This is a genomic window from Microcoleus sp. N3A4 (assembly GCF_036701805.1).
Classification (GTDB): Bacteria; Cyanobacteriota; Cyanobacteriia; order Cyanobacteriales; family Microcoleaceae; genus Microcoleus.
Window position 1 is genome coordinate 1 of record NZ_JAUBRJ010000007.1, and the last position, 16372, is coordinate 16372.

The window sequence follows — 16372 nt, forward strand, 5'->3', positions numbered from 1 at the left end:
TACCCAGTAATCACTTCAGGGTTGAATTTTTAAAATTTATAACCATCAATTCTATTTAAAGACCTGCGGAATGTGGGCTTTAAGATTTAAGGGTGGCGACGCACCCGGAGCGATACTGTTGCATGAGTTTTGAGAATTAGTATAAAAACAGCAGTAAAGTAAGCAAGCTAAAAAAAACCAGAACTGATGAACTCCGATCGAAGAAACCGGTGCATCAGTTCTAATAATGTTCGACTATGCCCGATGCCCGATGCCCAATTCCCAATTCCCTAAACCTGAGATTTGTGTACAACCACGGGTGTTCCCACCGAGGCCCATTCAAATAGCCATTTAGCATGATTGACAGCTACATTTGTGCAGCCGTGAGTAACGGGATTGCCAAACAAATTGTGCCAGTAAGCGCCGTGAATTGCATTGCCGCCGTCGTAATACATTGTATAGGGAACGTCCGGCACGTCGTAGTCGGGCCCAGTCATTCTAGCAACGCGGTATTTGGTTTGAACGGCAAAAGTTCCCGTGCGGGTGGGAGTCGATGATTTGCCGCTGGAAATAACCACCGCGTAAACGGCTATATTTCCTTCCCAAGCTATTAATCTTTGTCTTGACAAATCAATTTCAATCCAGCGCTGACTGGATTCCTGCAACTGCATAATTTTATTGGCAATTATGTTGCGCTGTTCGCCGGCAAATGCGGTCATTGAACCGCCGCAGAATGCAGCAACTGTTAGGGCGCAGCCGGCACAGAAAGTTCCAGCGCGGCGGAAGTAAATTGAGTTGATAATGCTGTTCATTTCTCACACCTCGTACTATTTTAGATTTTAGATTTTAGATTTTAGATTGGCTTGTCCTATTTTAGATTTTAGGTTTTAGATTTTAGATTGGAAAGAGGGCTTAACAAGTTGTTAAGTTTTGGGTGAGATTCTGGGCAATTTGGACGATCGCCCGCCAATCTCGATTTTCCACTAAGTGTTTGGGAAATAAGTCTCCGGCTAAACCCACGGCGATCGCCCCGGCGTCAATAAATACTTTCGCATTTTCCAGCGTCACTCCGCCAGTGGGAATTAACGGAATGTGTCCCAAAGGCCCTTGCAGGCTTTTCAGGTAAGCCGCGCCTCCCAAAGCCGATATCGGAAACACTTTAACGCAGGTAGCGCCTGCTTGCCACGCGGTCACAATTTCCGTAGGAGAAAAAGCACCGGGGACGATCGGCACTCCGGCATCAACTGCTGTTTTAATCATAGTTAAATCGGTGTGGGGAGTAAACAGAAATTGAGCGCCGCAGTCTATTGCTTGCTGCAACTGTTCTAAGTTTAATAAAGTGCCGGTGCCAATACTAAAAGTAGGGAATTCCGAGCGGAGTTCGGCAATTAATTCAGCGGGTTTGTAGGTGTTCCAAGTAACTTCAATAAACTGAATCCCGCCCGCTGCTACCGCTGATGCCATCTGCCAAGCGAGTTCTTTTTCTGAAGAACGGATAACGGCGATCGCTCGATGTTTTTTTAGCTGTTTCAACCAAGATTGATGATTCATACCATTTGAAATTTTAGATTTGAGATTTGAGACTGCGGCGTGAGCGCGAGCGTCGAAGGATTTTAAATTGGTAACGATCGCAAATTTGACACTCAGATCATTCTGACTCGCATATAATTTTAATACACATTACTCACTCCGATATATGCCAAACTACACTATGCGGGGCGTTCAATTTTTAACTGACAATCTAGGCAACAAAACCGCTGCAATTGTTGACCTCAAAGAACACAGTGCATTTTGGGCAGACGTGCTAGCTGAATGCGGCGAACCGATCGACTTTCAGTTTTTAGTTGATTCTGAAGGCGAAAAAATCGCGGTGCTGCTCGACTTCGAGAAACACGGCGAACTCTGGGAGGATGTTTACGATGGCATAATTATTGAATCTAGAAAAGATGAACCAAGAGTTCCTTGGGAAGAAGTTCAACGACAGCTTCAGGAAAAAGGTAAATTGAATGTCTGATTACCTGGTAATTACTGCACGTTCGGCTCAAAAAGACCTGGATGCTCTGCCCGTTGAAATCAGCAGTCGTATTTATCCCCAGATAAATGCTTTAGGAAGTGTGCCACGTCCTCCGGGCTGTATCAAGTTAAAGGGGGAGAAAAATGGTTGGCGAATTCGGGTTGGCGATTACAGGGTAATATACACCATTGATGACGACAGTCGCACGATCGACATCAGTAAAGTGCGTCATCGGCGAGAAGTTTACGAAAGGTGAATGGGTGCGATCGCACTCTTTCCCACAAAAAAATCGGGGTTATTCTCGGACAATCCCAGAATAACCCCAACTACTGCATTCCTCCTGCGGCTACCGATGAGGCTATCTGCCTAGCGAGTTCCTTTTCCGAGGAACGGATAACGGCGATCGCTCGATGTTTTTTTAGCTGTTTCAACCAAGATTGATGATTCATACCATTTGAAATTTTAGATTTGAGATGGGAAGCCAAAATAGGGAACTCGTATTATTTTGATTTACATATAATTTTAGTACAGATTACCAAATCCGCTTTTAGATGGTAGGGTGCGACTCTTTTGTAGTAGATCCCGATCGGTTAAATAAAGAACTTGTTCCCTGTCAATCGATTTTAGATTTTAGATTTTAGATTTTAGATTTTAGAATCGACCCCACGGATGAATCCGGGGGCCCCGAAGATAATTACTTTCGGTCAGCGTAAAACTTTGCAGAGAGCGAGAAATCGAGTTGCAAATATTCCTTTAGCTAGGATGTACAAAAATCCACCAACCTTAGTGTATCGAGCTTATTGCCGTGAGAGTAGCTGCGGTGGTTTTAGCAAGAGCGATCGCGCTTAACAGAAAGCAATATCATAACTAACAAGAATTCGAGCAAATCGCATCCTGCCGTAATCCTCTAGAGATACTATTCGACTGCGATGCTCTGACTAATTTACCTACCTAGAGGGATGCCACAAATTGCTGAACTTCAGAAATTAATAATAGGAGAACTATTTATACCAACATCCGCCCAAAAAAACCCGATCTTGCTTGTCCTATAACCAAAAATAGGTGAGCGATATGCCTCCGGCACGCTACGCGATCGCAACGGATTTAGTATGATGCACTTGCAATACCCAACTCACTCTAAATTATTGTATAAAAATATGACCGATCGCAACTCACCAACTGATAGCATTAAACAATCAGTCCGACGCGCCACCTCTGACTCTCGGTTCGAGCGACTGGCAAGACTGGGATATGCCGCCAAAGGCTTGGTTTACTTTATTATCGGTTTTCTAGCCGCCCAAGCAGCTTTTGGGACTGGCGGTAGAACCACAGATAGCAGCGGTGCCTTAAGCACAATTGTCACCCAACCCTTCGGAAAATTCCTGCTGTTTCTTGTGACAATTGGCATTATTGGGTACGTCCTTTTGCAAATTGCTCAAACGATTCTCGACCCGGAACACGCTGGTGAAAAAATGGATGCCAAGCGAATTGCCCAGCGCGTTGGCTATGGTTTTAGTGCGTTAACTTATTCAGGTTTGGCGCTGACGGCTGTCAAATTAATTATCGGTTCTGGTGGTAACAGCGGCAATGCAACTGAAGATTGGACGGCCCAATTTTTAGCACAACCTTTTGGACGGTGGTTGGTAGGATTGGCAGGGGTAATTGTTATTGGTGTCGGTTTTTATTATCTCTACCAATCTTATAAAGCTAAGTTCCGCCGCCATTTAAAACTCAGTCAAATGAGTCAGGCAGAGCAAACTTGGGCGGTGCGGTTGGGTCGATTTGGTATTGCTGCCCGCAGTATTGTTTTGGTGATTATCGGTATTTTCTTAATTCAAGCTGCCAAACTATCGGATGCCAGTCAAGCTAAAGGATTTGGTGAAGCGCTAGCAATCTTGGCACAACAACCTTTTGGTTCTTGGCTGTTGGGAATTGTCGCTTTAGGTTTGATTGCTTATGGCATATACTCCGCGATCGAAGCTCGTTACCGGCAGATTGTGCGTTGAAAAACTGGTGAATTTTCCAGTTAAACTATATTAAATCCCCACTAAGATTTGTTGGTAGTGCGGAGTTTAGTCCGCTCCGACCTGCGGACTAACCTCCGCACTACCAACCGTTTTTTATTATGGTAATCAATCGGACACGATCTGATATCATGTGCGATCGATTAACCATAATATCCCGGTCGGGGCGGGTTTTTGAGATTGTCAATTCTTGGCAGGTATTGTTGGCTCACGGGCCCCTACGACAATCGCGGTCGATTGACCGGATACGATCTGATATGATATCACCAGCCCCCAATCCCAAATAAAAATCGGGGCGATTCCAGACAATCCCAGAATCACCCCAATTACCGATTTCAAACTTTAGATTAAATCCAAAATCGAAATCGAAAATCCAAAATCAATTAGGCGATCGTCGCCATTTTCACATCGCTATTAGCCAGCAAATTTTGCAATTCGTCCGAATCCACAGTTTCCTTTTCAACTAGCATATCTGCCAAAGCATTAAGGACGTGGCGGTTGCCGACGAGTACATCTTTAGCGCGGCGGTAAGCTTGCTCTACCAACAAACGCACTTCATCGTCGATCGTCGCTGCGGTTTCTTCCGAGAAATCCCGTTCGGCCATGATATCGCGACCCATGAACATATTGCCTTGCTGGCGGCCCAGAGCTACAGGGCCTAGCCGATCGCTCATACCGAAGCGAGTCACCATTTGCCGCGCTACTCTTGCCACTTGCTGCAAGTCGTTCGAGGCACCGGTTGTTACTTCTTCTTCACCGAAGACAATCTCTTCAGCAATGCGGCCGCCCAAAGCTACCGCCATTTGATTTTGCAAGTAAGAGCGAGAATACAAGCCAGAATCCATCCGATCTTCGCTCGGTGTGAACCAAGTCAAACCGCCAGCGCGGCCGCGGGGGATAATGCTAATTTTCTGCACCGGGTCGTAGTCGGGCATCAGCGCGCCGACTAAAGCGTGACCGGCTTCGTGGTAAGCTACCAAGGTTTTGCGCTTTTCGCTCATCACGCGGTCTTTCTTTTCCGGGCCTGCGAGCACGCGGTCGATCGCGTCGTTGACTTCATCCATCGAAACTTCTGTCAAGTTGCGGCGGGCGGCCAAAATTGCTGCTTCGTTCAGCAAGTTCGCCAAATCGGCACCGGTGAAACCGGGAGTGCGGCGGGCGATTTTCTCCAAGTCCACGTCTTTCGACAAAGTTTTGCCGCGGGCGTGAACGTTGAGAATTTCTAGGCGGCCTGAGAAGTCGGGGCGATCGACCACAACTTGGCGATCGAAGCGACCCGGACGCAGCAGCGCCGCATCGAGCACGTCGGGGCGGTTTGTGGCAGCAATCAGAATGATGCCCGTATTGCCCTCAAAGCCGTCCATTTCTGTCAGCAACTGGTTCAGGGTTTGTTCCCGTTCGTCGTTGCCGCCGCCCAAACCAGCGCCCCGCTGACGACCTACCGCGTCAATTTCATCTATAAATACGATGCAGGGAGCGTTCGTTTTAGCTTGTTCAAACAAGTCGCGGACGCGGGAAGCACCGACACCTACGAACATTTCCACAAATTCTGAACCGGAAATCGAGAAGAAGGGAACGCCTGCTTCTCCAGCAACTGCTTTAGCCAGCAGGGTTTTGCCAGTTCCGGGAGGGCCGACCAGCAGCACGCCTTTGGGGATTTTTGCTCCGACTGCGGTGAAACGGTCTGCATTTTTCAGGAAGTCCACGACTTCTGCGAGCTCTAGCTTGGCTTGTTCGATGCCCGCCACGTCGCCGAAAGTCACCTGAGTTTGCGGCTCCATTTGGACTCTAGCTTTTGATTTGCCGAAGTTCATGGCTTGGTTGCCGGGCCCGTTTTGGGCGCGCCGCACCAGGAAAAACAGTCCCACCAAGAGCAGGATGGGGAAAAACAGGCTGCTGAGGGCTTTTACCCAGAAACCTTCGTCGCTTTGCGGTAGAACAGAAATGTCTACGTTATTTTTGGTCAGGATGTTGATCAGTTCTGGGTCGTTCGGCAGGTTGACGATCACTTTGTTGCCGTCTTGGGCTGTGACGAGGGCTTTACTGCGATCGGAACTGATATTTATTTTGTCTACTCTCTTGCCTTCGACTTCCTGAATGAATTGACTGTACTTCCAAACTTCGCGGCTTGGGGGCTGTTTATCAAAAAATGCCGTTGCTAAGGCAATGACTACAATAGCCAGCAGTGCGTACAGGCCAGCGTTTCTCCACCGTTTATTCACCGAGGTCGATCCTCCTATTTTTTAGTCCCTGGGGTTTGGGAATTTTTATTTATGTTCATCAATCTTAACGTAATTGTAACTTGTTTGCCGCCGGCAAGTATCTTGTGAAGGCAGAAGGAGTTTAGTTATACAGGAGAGAGGGCAGATGGCTGGGCTGGGCTTCGGCTTAAGGCTGAGGGCATTTGGAGAATTCCCGAACAGTCACGGACGATCGCACTGCGGCTTCCCAATAGTGCGCTTGTAGGCTAGATTTAATCTGCGATCGATGCGATCGAACTGTCGATCGACCTCTAAAATCTTAGTTGTTTACACCTAAAAAGTTAGTTTGTCAAGGATGCTGAAAATGTTGTGCGAGTGCGAGCTGAGCGTCACTGCTTTGCCGGATGATGCCACTTAATCTCAGAAGGGTGAATCTCTCTAGGAGCGATCGCGCGAAAAAAAAATTGAAACAAGATCGATGGCAAGTGTCTGCTCTGTAGCGAGAGATTGAGCTTAGCACCTTTCCCCATAGGGAACAAGCCAATTGGTACAAGCGTCTAGTCGGTCAAAGTATTTATTGGGTGAAATAAACTCAATCGCCGGACGCATTTTTCTATTAATATACCTTTATTTTTTTACTGGAAGTTGTCAATGTCAGACTTGCAAGATACTTTTATTTTCAACGGTCAGCGCCTGCAGTACAATCGACTCGAACACAATAATTTTCCGAGTTCTGAGAGAGCAGTAGAAATTCCCATAGCCTGCAATTTTCTTGCCAAATTAAAGGATAAAACCAGACTGCTGGAAGTTGGTAACGTGCTGAAACATTATGAAGAACTTATCGAGCGAGATCTGGCCGAAATTCAAGCTAGAAGAATTATAGACAAATACGAAATAGCTGACGGAGTAGACAATGTAGATTTAATGGATCTTGCACCATCGGAGAAATATAGTGCTATAATTTCCATCTCTACAGTAGAACATATAGGACAAGGAGCTGAACCAAATCAAACTTACGGTGAAAACCTAGAAAAATGCGATCGAGAAGGGCCTTTAAAGGCGATCGCCAAAATCTACGATTTGCTGTCAGATGGCGGCGAAGCATTGATTACAGTACCCTTTGGCAAACTTCTAGAAAGGGGATGGTTTATCCAGTTCGATCTTGATTACTTGAACCTCTTATTTAAAAAATATAATATTCCCGAAACAGCTATCAATCCAAGTTTTTTAAAGTTAGTCCAAGCCTACTACCGCCCAACACACCGTTCAGTTTGGGTACAAGCGAATCCCCTAGAACTTAGCAACGTAGAATATAATTCGCCTTTTAGTTTTGCAAATGCGATTGCTGTTCTCGAAATTACCAAAGTTGCTGCAAGAAACTCAAACTTTACTCGGTCAAGCATTCCGAAAAAGCCCGAAGAACTTTTGATGACTAGCAGGCTGTGTGTCTACAAAGATTTCCAAACAAATTATTATCAACACTGGATTTCCCAAATGAGGGAGCCTTTTACTCCTCGCCGCAAACAGTGGGAATTCGTGGCAATTGTCCAAGCTTTGCAAGAAAGAAACTTTTTGGGTAATGGCAAAAAAGGTTTAGGATTTGCTGTCGGAAATGAACCGTTACCGTCTTTATTTGCTGCTTTTGGCTGTGAAATCACAGCAAGCGATCAAAGTATTGATTCCCTTAGCGCGAAACAATGGGGCGAAACAGACCAACTTTGTAAAGGAAAAGAAGCTCTCAATGCCAAAGGCATTTGTCCGCCAGAAAATTTTGACAGATTAGTTGAATTTCGGGAAGTAGATATGAACTACATTCCTGAAGATTTGAAGCGAGGACAGTTTGACTTTATTTGGTCGTCTTGTGCTTTTGAACACATAGGTTCGATCGAAAAAGGGCTGCAATTTGTGCAAAAATCTTTAGATTGTTTAAAAAGCGGCGGAATTGCGCTTCACACCACAGAATATAATTGTACGTCGAATACAGGTACGCTAGATTTACCCCATTTAGTATTTTACAGGCGTCAAGATATCGATCGACTAATTGGAGAATTAGAAAAACAAGGACATTGGGTAGAGCCTGTAAACTATGACACGGGCAATCAAGAGCCAGACTTAAAAATAGCAAAGCCACCTTATACGGAGCCGCATCTAAAATTAGAAATGGGAGGTTATGTTGCTACATCTCTGCTTTTGATTATCCACAAAGATTTTTATCAAAAATCAGAAAACTATAAGTTGGCACCAGTTGGCAGTCAACAAATAGAAAAACCGCTCAAGATTATTTACGACATTTCTGTCCTCGGATACGGCCGTCACGTAACTCGTTCTCGAACTGGCGTTGCCAGAGTTATCGAGAATATCGCATTAGGTCTATTTACTTCAACAGAATTAGATCTATCTTTTTGTGCCAGTCATTCTATATATGCGGTGCATAATTCCCTGGATTACTTGGAATCGCAGCCAATTTTTAAAGACATACCTTTTGTACATCCCAGCTTTATTTATAAATTGCGAACCAAAATAACTGAACTTTACAGAATGCTGGAAAATCAGAGTAAAGTTTTGATAAATAATGGCAGCGAATCAGAGGCTCTGTCTTTGATAGAAAGTTTAAAAAATCCTCTGATTCAGGCGATGAATCTAACGGTCAATCATAACTCAATCGATCCAAATATTTTGAACGAAACAGATATTTTTCACTCCACATTTTATCACATTCCCGACCAAGTAAGACAAATTAAAACCCTGAAAAAAGTTTCGACAATTTACGATTTAATTCCCATTGTCTTGTCGGATTTATTTGTCGGCAAAAACGACGGCGATTATCAGAGAATGGTAATGTCATTACAAAGCTTAACTCCTGAAGATTCCGTAATCTGCATATCTCGTGCTACTAGAAACGACCTACTCAATCATGTCAAAAATCTCGATCCAGCCAAAGTTTCCGTTTCCTACCTAGCAGCTAATCCGGATAGATTCTATCCCTGTTATGACACCACCAAAATGGCAGCAATCCGCAATAAATACTCCATACCTGATGCACAATACATCTTGGGTGTAAGTACGATAGAACCTCGAAAAAACATCCAACACGCCATCCGTTGTTTTGCAAAAGTAGTCCAACAGCAAGGTATTAAAGATTTGTACCTCGTATTAGTTGGCGCTCTCGGCTGGGATTACGAACAGATATTTTCAGAAATATCCCAGAGCAGTTTACCAAGAGACCGGGTGATTATGACTGGTTATGTAGCTGATGAAGATTTAGCGGCACTGTACAGCGGTGCGCTAGCATTTGTTTATCCGTCGCTCTATGAAGGTTTTGGCCTTCCACCTTTAGAAGCAATGCAGTGCGGCGTTCCAGTCATTACTTCAAATACCTCATCTCTTCCCGAAGTAGTTGGGGATGCAGGAATTATGCTCGATCCTCAAGATGCTGACGGACTTTGCCACAATATGCTAAAACTTTATAACAGTCCATCTTTGCGAAATGAAATGTCATTAAAGTCGCTGAAACAAGCTCAAAAGTTCAGTTGGGACAGGTGCATTAAGGAGACAATTGCTGCCTACAAAAATGCTCTATCTACCTAAAAAATAATCGCTCACAACCATAGATGCAACCATCAAACCTAGACCCAATAAAAGTTATCTACGATATTTCAGTCCTCGGACAAGGACATTTGCATTTGCGCGCTCGCACGGGAATTTTCAGAGTCGTTGAAAGTATTGCTGAAGGATTGACAAGCTCGAAAGAATGCGATTTGCTGTTTAGCGTAAATCAGTATTTTCAGTTGCTCGATGCTAGCCTCGATTATCTAGAATCTAATCCTAAATTAGCAAAAGTTCCCCTGCTGCACTCAACTTTTTCCAGGATTTTCTACAAAAAGCTACTCGATACTTACAATCTGGTTGGGTGTCAAATAAAAATTAATGAGGTTAGCAATCTAGGGGAGGATAAGTTATTTTTAGACGAAGTGAAAAATCATCTAGAAAACACGGTGAAAATGATTGGCGGTTACTCTAATACTATCGACTCTCGCAACTTAGATGAAGTTGATATTTTTCACTCTCCCTACGATGAAATACCTGCATCTGTTAAGAGAGGAAACAAACCGCAAGTATTTCTCACTATTTATGACTTAATTCCAGTTTTATATCCCCAGTTTCTGCTGAGCGAACAAATCCCTTTACTTTACAAAAAAACTTTAGCAAGCATTTCTCACAAAGACTGGGTGATTTGCATATCTCATTCAACTAAAAACGACCTTTGCAATTATCTAAACATTGACGAATCGAGAGTTTTCGTCACTCACCTAGCTGCGGAACCGACTGTATTTTACCCCTGCCGCGATGCGGAAAAACTTGCTTCGACTCTCCGTAAATACGGCATTCCAGATGCTCCTTATATTTTGAGTTTGGGTACATTGGAACCTCGAAAAAATCTCGACGGTGCAATCCGCAGTTTTGCTAAACTAATTGAGGAACAAAATATTAAAGATTTATATTTGGTGTTAGTGGGTACTCCGGGATGGAAATACGATAAAATTATGGAAGAAGTTTCTAAGCAAAACTTTCTAAAAGAGCGGATAATTTTTACAGGATACGTCCCAGAATCAGATTTGGCAGCGCTTTACAGCAGTGCTTTAGCATTTGTCTATCCGTCGTTTTATGAAGGTTTTGGTTTGCCTCCTCTGGAAGCGATGCAGTGCGGAGTACCGGTGATTACCTCAAATACATCTTCGCTGCCAGAAGTAGTTGGGGAAGCGGGAATTATGGTAGATCCAAAAGATACCGACGCGCTTTGTCATAGTATGCTGGAAATCTACAACAAATCATCGCTGCGAGAAAGTATGTCTTTAAAATCCTTGGCACAAGCTAAACTTTTTAGCTGGCAAAGGTGCACTGACGAAACTATCGCTGCTTATCGAACTGCTTTATCGTAATTTTACAGGAAATTCACCAATCATGAAAATAGTTATTGACGGCATATTTTTTCAAAGCCAGCAAAAAAGCGGGATTGCTCGCGTTTGGCAGTCTTTGATGGAAGAATGGGTAAAAGACGGTTTTGCTCAGAATATATTAATGCTCGATCGCGCCGGCACAGCACCAAAGATTGCCGGCATTCAATATCGCTCGATTCCGGTTTACGATTACAACAAAACCGATGCTGACAAACAAATGTTGCAGCAAATGTGCGATCGAGAAAATGCAGATTTATTTGTTTCTACCTACTATACAACACCGATTTCGACGCGATCGGCATTTGTCGCCTACGACATGATACCCGAAGTTACGGGAAGCGACTTCAATAATCCCATGTGGCGAGAAAAACATCATGCTATCCGCCAAGCATCTTCCTACATCGCGATTTCCCAAAACACGGCCCGCGACTTAGTAAAGTTTTTCCCCGAAATATCTCCCCAATCAATTACTGTCGCTCACTGCGGCATTCAAAAACATTTTTATCCTTCTAGTTTACCAGAAATAGCAGCATTTAAAACTGCACACCGGATAGAAAAACCCTACTTTTTAATAGTTGGAGAACGTTTGGGATTCAACGGTTATAAAAATACGATCGCATTTTTTCAAGCTTTATCGAGACTCAGCAGCAAGTCGGGATTTGACGTTGTTTGTACTAGCGGTCAACCTTCGCTAGAACCTACATTACAACCGTACACTGCTGGTTTAAATGTCCACCTGCTTTATTTGGGCGACGATGAATTAAGAGCGGCTTACTCGGGTGCGATCGCCCTCATATTTCCCTCGAAGTATGAAGGTTTCGGACTGCCCATACTGGAAGCAATGGCTTGCGGTTGTCCCGCCGTCACTTCTCCCAACAGCTCGATTCCAGAAGTAGCAGGCGAAGCAGCATTTTATGTAAGCGAAAATGATGTCAATGCACTGGGAAATGCGCTGCTTGACGTGCAGAAGCCGGATATTCGCAACTCGTTAATTGCTGCCGGACTTGGACAATCCCGCAAATTTGCTTGGTCAAAAATGGCAAAAACAGTTAGTTTAGCGTTGATGCAAGCCTGCGGCAGCCAACAGCAAATCCCGGTCAAATCGCCTGAATCTCCCATCTTATTGTCAAGCATTATCGAGCAATACCAGAAAAATTCGACCGATTTATCCGCACTAGCAAATGTCCGCCAAGCTCGAAAACAAATTGCTGCTATCTGGCTTAATTTACCAGCAGAACAAGTTGCAAGTGCCTTTGCAGGAGATCCAGGCAAACAGCACCAAGCGCTGCTTGCTAGCGACATTAGAGATGAACCGCTAACCGATACAGAAGAGAGTTTTGTCAGCGAATTAGCCGCCAATGTGGCGAAAGGATTTAACGAGCCAAAAGCCATCAATTACCTGCTCGCAGCCATGCTGTACTGTCGCGCCCACCAATTGCAGCTCAAGTACGATCGCGCTACATTGCCTAATTGGTTTGCCAACGAATATCTCAAATTCATGTTTACTTGTCCGAACCTCTTTCAAAACCGAGGAGAAGCAGACAGTTACTATCAATTTATCCAAGGATGGATTGATTACTTACATACTAATTTGTTCAAAAATGCCGGTTCGCCACTTTGGCAGAATATTGCTTTGTTGTTCGCGCAAATTGCTAACTTTATCCCGCTGTACTTTACCACGGCAAACCTGCGCGATATTTACACCAAACGGGCGGAGATTATCGAGTTTGCGCTCAAAAATCGCGGCTGTTCCATTGATTGTATCTTCCCGGTGCGATCGACAAATCGGACAAAAATCCGCCTCGGCATTATCAGCGACCATTTCGCGCCGCAAACCGAAACCTTCGCTACCATCCCGGTTTTCGAGCATTTAAACCGCAACCAGTTCGAGATTTACCTGTACGCGCTCAACACCAGCGGCCACCAATTAGAACAATACTGTCAAAGTCGCGCCGACAAACTGGTTGCACTTCCGAAAGACTTTGCATCGCAAGTCCAGACAATCCGCGCCGACGACTTAGATATCCTGTTTTTCGGTACGAATTTAACAGCTATCAACAAACCAGTTAGTTCGCTAGCAATGCACCGTTTAGCCCGGGTACAAACTACATCTTTCTGTTCCCCGACAACTACCGGAATCCGGCACATGGATTACTACATCGCAGGCCAATTTACCGCGCCGGATGCTAGTTATCAAGCACAATATCGCGAACAGTTGGCTGTTCTCGAAGGTAGCGGTTTTTGTTTCAAATACGCAACAGAATCAGAAGTAGCTACAGTCAAACCTACGCGCCAAAGTCTCGGAATTTCCGACAAGACAACAGTTTTTATCTCCGGCGCAAACTTCTATAAAATTTTGCCGGAATTGAGAGAAACTTGGGTAAAGATTCTAGCGGCAGTACCCGATTCCATCTTGATTTTATATCCCTTCGGGCCGGCTTGGACTCGCACTTATCCAGTCACACCTTTTGTTAACAATATGAACGCTGTCTGCGCTAAATACGGCGTGAATAACAACCGCTTGCGGTTCGTAAAACAACTGCCAAGCCGCGCGGATGTCAAAGAATTTTTGCAGCTAGCAGATGTTTATCTCGATTCCTATCCTTACGCTGGGGCAACATCGTTAATCGATCCTTTGCAAGTAGGATTGCCGGCGGTGGTTGTGGAAGGAAATGCTTTGCGGTTCCGCCAAGGTTCGGCGATGCTGCGGGAACTGCAAATGTCTGATTTAATTGCGTATGACGAAGCATCTTACATTCAGCTAGCGGTTACTCTCGGCACTAATCCCCAACTGCGGCAGCAAAAACGGCAGCAAATTCAGCAAAAAATGCAAGGCAATCCGCGCTGTTTTGACAGTGTTGCATACTCTGGGGCGATCGGCAAATTATTCCAAGAACTCTTTGGCAAATGGCAAACCAGCCACCAAGAAGCATCCCGCATCTTACAGGATAGCATTCCCAAACCGGCAGATTTGGGCGATCGCCTCTCGAATGCCGTCAAGCTTTACCAGAGAAATTCATCAAACATCTCAGCAATATCCGAACTGCGTCAAATCCGCAAACAAATCGCTGATTTTTGGCTGAACGTTCCTGCAGAAAACCTTGAAACCGCCTACAAAAGCGCTTCAGGTAACAGCTATCAAATCCTGCTCGATAGCGGCTTCCAACATCAACCGATGATGGAAAGCGAACAAATAGTTTTGCAGGAATTAACCCAGATTAGCAAAGGATTAGTGCATCCCAAAGCTATCAATGCTCTACTGGGTGCGATGCTGTATTTTCCGCCTGGAACCATGCGAATTCCCGACGCTCGCAACCGCTTGCCGCACTGGTTAATTGGGGATTACGAACAAGTTTTTGAAACTGAAGCTGCCGTCAAGTCTGAGTCAACTTCTGACTTGCTAGCTCAATACATTCAATCGTCACAATTTGCCAACCAACTATTAGGATGCGTCAATCTTTACCGCATCGATCCGTCAGACGAATCGGTTGTTTTGGAACTCCGGCAAATCCGAAAGCAACTGGCTGATTTTTGGCTGAGCGTTCCTTCAGAAAAACTCGAAAATTTTTACCGAGGACAAGTTCGCAAAGGATATCAAGCAATACTTAGCTGCGGCTTGCAAGCAGAATCAATGACTGAAGCCGAACAAAAATTTTTGCAGCAATTGACCGAAATTAGCAAAGGGTTGGTGCAGCCTCAAGCTATCAATGCTCTGCTAGGGGCGATGCTGTACTTTGTTCCGGGAACAATGCGGGTTCCCGATGCTCGCACCCGCTTGCCGCAGTGGTTGCTGGAAGATTATGAAAAAGTGTTTGAAAGCGCATTTGCGACAACAGAACAAACTGTTGTCAAACAAGATTATATGCCGCAGTTTCTCAATCAATTAACTGCTGCCGTCAATCTTTATGAAATCGACCCGACGGCTGAATTGGTAATAGCAGATTTGCGGCATATTCGCAAGCAAATTGCTGATTTATGGCTGAACGTTTCCGGCGAACAACTGGAACTTTTGTACCGGAGCGATTTTGGCAATGGTTACAAAACAATGCTCGGCTGCGGGTTTATTAACGAGCCGCTGAATGAGAGCGATCGCGAGTTTTTTAACTCGTTGGTTGTTGAGTTGAGTAAAGGGTTTGGAACGCCTAAAGCTGTAAATAATTTGTTGGCGGCGATGCTGTATTGTCGCGCTGGACAGTTGCGGGTTCAGGATGCGAATACTTGTTTGCCTCCGTGGTTGTTGGCGGATTACGAGCAGTTGGTTGGGGGTGCGGTTAAGGTGGCTGTTGGGTGATGAAAGGCGGAGTAGGCGATATCTGTAGGGAGACGGCAGTGCCGTCTCCCTACTGTAACGCAGGCTGGGTCGCATACCACCCAACTTTGTCTGGCGCGATTACTTAGGCAATTGCAACTTGATTTTGAAGGGCAAAAGAAATGCTTAAAATATATAGAAACGGTGCAAATGGAGAAATAATTCGAGGTCAAGGGTTGTCGGCATTTATACACAACTGGAACTACTATGAAACCATCATCGGAGTTTTTGAGGACGGTACGATCGATTGTTGGGGATTGGTTAACTTTGAGGAATTCAAAACCAAAGTTGCTGAGGGATGGGTTGTTACCGAAGTTCCGAAGGGTGCGAGGATAAGCTGTCACCATTTATACTACGGAAATTCGACTTTAGAGTTTTATAAAGAGATTGATGAGTTTGTTAAAGAAGTAGAAGATACGATCGCTCTGCTTCAGGGCAAGCAAACAGTTGCAGAGACTTGTGTTGAAGCCTTTGCTAGATTCCTAACATTCCCAACAAAAAAAAATAAAAGTAGGTTGCGAGCAGCTTACAATGCTATTCCAAAACATCTGAGAATTTATGTTCTTGGTGATATGGATTGTAAAGATTCCGCTATCAGAATGTGTATCGAAAACACAGAAATATCCCGGGAAATTCTAGAAAGTTTTAAGAGGGATTATGAAGGGCTCCTGGGACGATTAAATTGAAATAAGATCGCTCTTCTTCTGGGAAGCCCGACGAACAGGAAATATTATAGTGTATATAGCAATCCTCGCATCAGCCGCCTCTCTCGATCGAGACCAGAATCCTTGCAGTGCAAGCCAGAAAGCTCGCGTATAATGCAAGCAAATCATTTAAGATTGCTATATGATAGATTATTTGCTCTAGACAATTAATCCACGCTGCCT

The 16372-nt window shown here is 44.6% G+C and carries 11 protein-coding genes; 7 read left to right on the forward strand and 4 right to left on the reverse strand.

The window, feature by feature from the left end:
- Positions 1-269 precede the first annotated feature (269 nt).
- The gene (locus QUA56_RS05915; RefSeq protein WP_333354505.1) at positions 270-791 is read right to left on the reverse strand and encodes a L,D-transpeptidase; all 522 of its coding nucleotides are present in this window, start codon (positions 789-791) and stop codon (positions 270-272) included.
- Positions 792-891: 100 nt separating this feature from the next.
- Positions 892-1530 carry a bifunctional 4-hydroxy-2-oxoglutarate aldolase/2-dehydro-3-deoxy-phosphogluconate aldolase gene (locus tag QUA56_RS05920; RefSeq protein ID WP_333354508.1) on the reverse strand — a complete coding sequence of 213 codons (639 nt, stop codon included), beginning with the start codon at positions 1528-1530 and terminating at the stop codon, positions 892-894.
- Between the two features lie 145 nt (positions 1531-1675).
- Between QUA56_RS05920 and QUA56_RS05925 the strand changes: the two genes are divergently transcribed.
- Together QUA56_RS05925 and QUA56_RS05930 are read left to right on the forward strand one after the other, a co-directional pair.
- Positions 1676-1993, forward strand: coding sequence for a hypothetical protein (locus tag QUA56_RS05925; RefSeq protein WP_333354511.1), 318 nt, complete (start codon positions 1676-1678; stop codon positions 1991-1993).
- A complete protein-coding gene (locus QUA56_RS05930; RefSeq protein WP_194063170.1) occupies positions 1986-2249 on the forward strand; it encodes a type II toxin-antitoxin system RelE family toxin in 264 nt (87 codons plus the stop codon). The genes QUA56_RS05925 and QUA56_RS05930 overlap by 8 nt, the downstream gene beginning before the upstream one ends.
- A gap of 70 nt (positions 2250-2319) precedes the next feature.
- Here the strand turns inward: QUA56_RS05930 and QUA56_RS05935 are convergent, their stop codons facing one another.
- Positions 2320-2442, reverse strand: a complete 123-nt coding sequence (locus tag QUA56_RS05935; RefSeq protein ID WP_333354516.1) for a hypothetical protein — start codon at positions 2440-2442, stop codon at positions 2320-2322.
- A gap of 708 nt (positions 2443-3150) precedes the next feature.
- Here QUA56_RS05935 and QUA56_RS05940 point away from each other — a divergent pair.
- On the forward strand, positions 3151-3999 hold the full coding sequence (locus QUA56_RS05940; protein WP_333354519.1) for a DUF1206 domain-containing protein: 849 nt from the start codon (positions 3151-3153) through the stop codon (positions 3997-3999).
- 401 nt (positions 4000-4400) lie between these two features.
- On the opposite strand, the gene ftsH3 is transcribed toward QUA56_RS05940, so the two are convergent.
- A complete protein-coding gene (gene ftsH3, locus QUA56_RS05945) occupies positions 4401-6239 on the reverse strand; it encodes an ATP-dependent zinc metalloprotease FtsH3 (RefSeq protein WP_172187434.1) in 1839 nt (612 codons plus the stop codon).
- A gap of 630 nt (positions 6240-6869) precedes the next feature.
- Here ftsH3 and QUA56_RS05950 point away from each other — a divergent pair.
- The 4 genes from QUA56_RS05950 to QUA56_RS05965 all read left to right on the forward strand — a co-directional run bounded on the left by QUA56_RS05950 (position 6870) and on the right by QUA56_RS05965 (position 16171).
- On the forward strand, positions 6870-9806 hold the full coding sequence (locus QUA56_RS05950) for a glycosyltransferase (RefSeq protein WP_333354522.1): 2937 nt from the start codon (positions 6870-6872) through the stop codon (positions 9804-9806).
- Between the two features lie 23 nt (positions 9807-9829).
- Positions 9830-11158: a glycosyltransferase family 1 protein gene (locus QUA56_RS05955; RefSeq protein ID WP_333354524.1), complete on the forward strand. Its 1329-nt coding sequence runs from the start codon at positions 9830-9832 to the stop codon at positions 11156-11158.
- A gap of 22 nt (positions 11159-11180) precedes the next feature.
- Positions 11181-15467: an O-linked N-acetylglucosamine transferase family protein gene (locus tag QUA56_RS05960; protein ID WP_333354527.1), complete on the forward strand. Its 4287-nt coding sequence runs from the start codon at positions 11181-11183 to the stop codon at positions 15465-15467.
- 140 nt (positions 15468-15607) lie between these two features.
- Positions 15608-16171 carry a DUF7638 domain-containing protein gene (locus QUA56_RS05965; RefSeq protein ID WP_333354530.1) on the forward strand — a complete coding sequence of 188 codons (564 nt, stop codon included), beginning with the start codon at positions 15608-15610 and terminating at the stop codon, positions 16169-16171.
- The last annotated feature ends 201 nt before the right edge of the window (positions 16172-16372 follow it).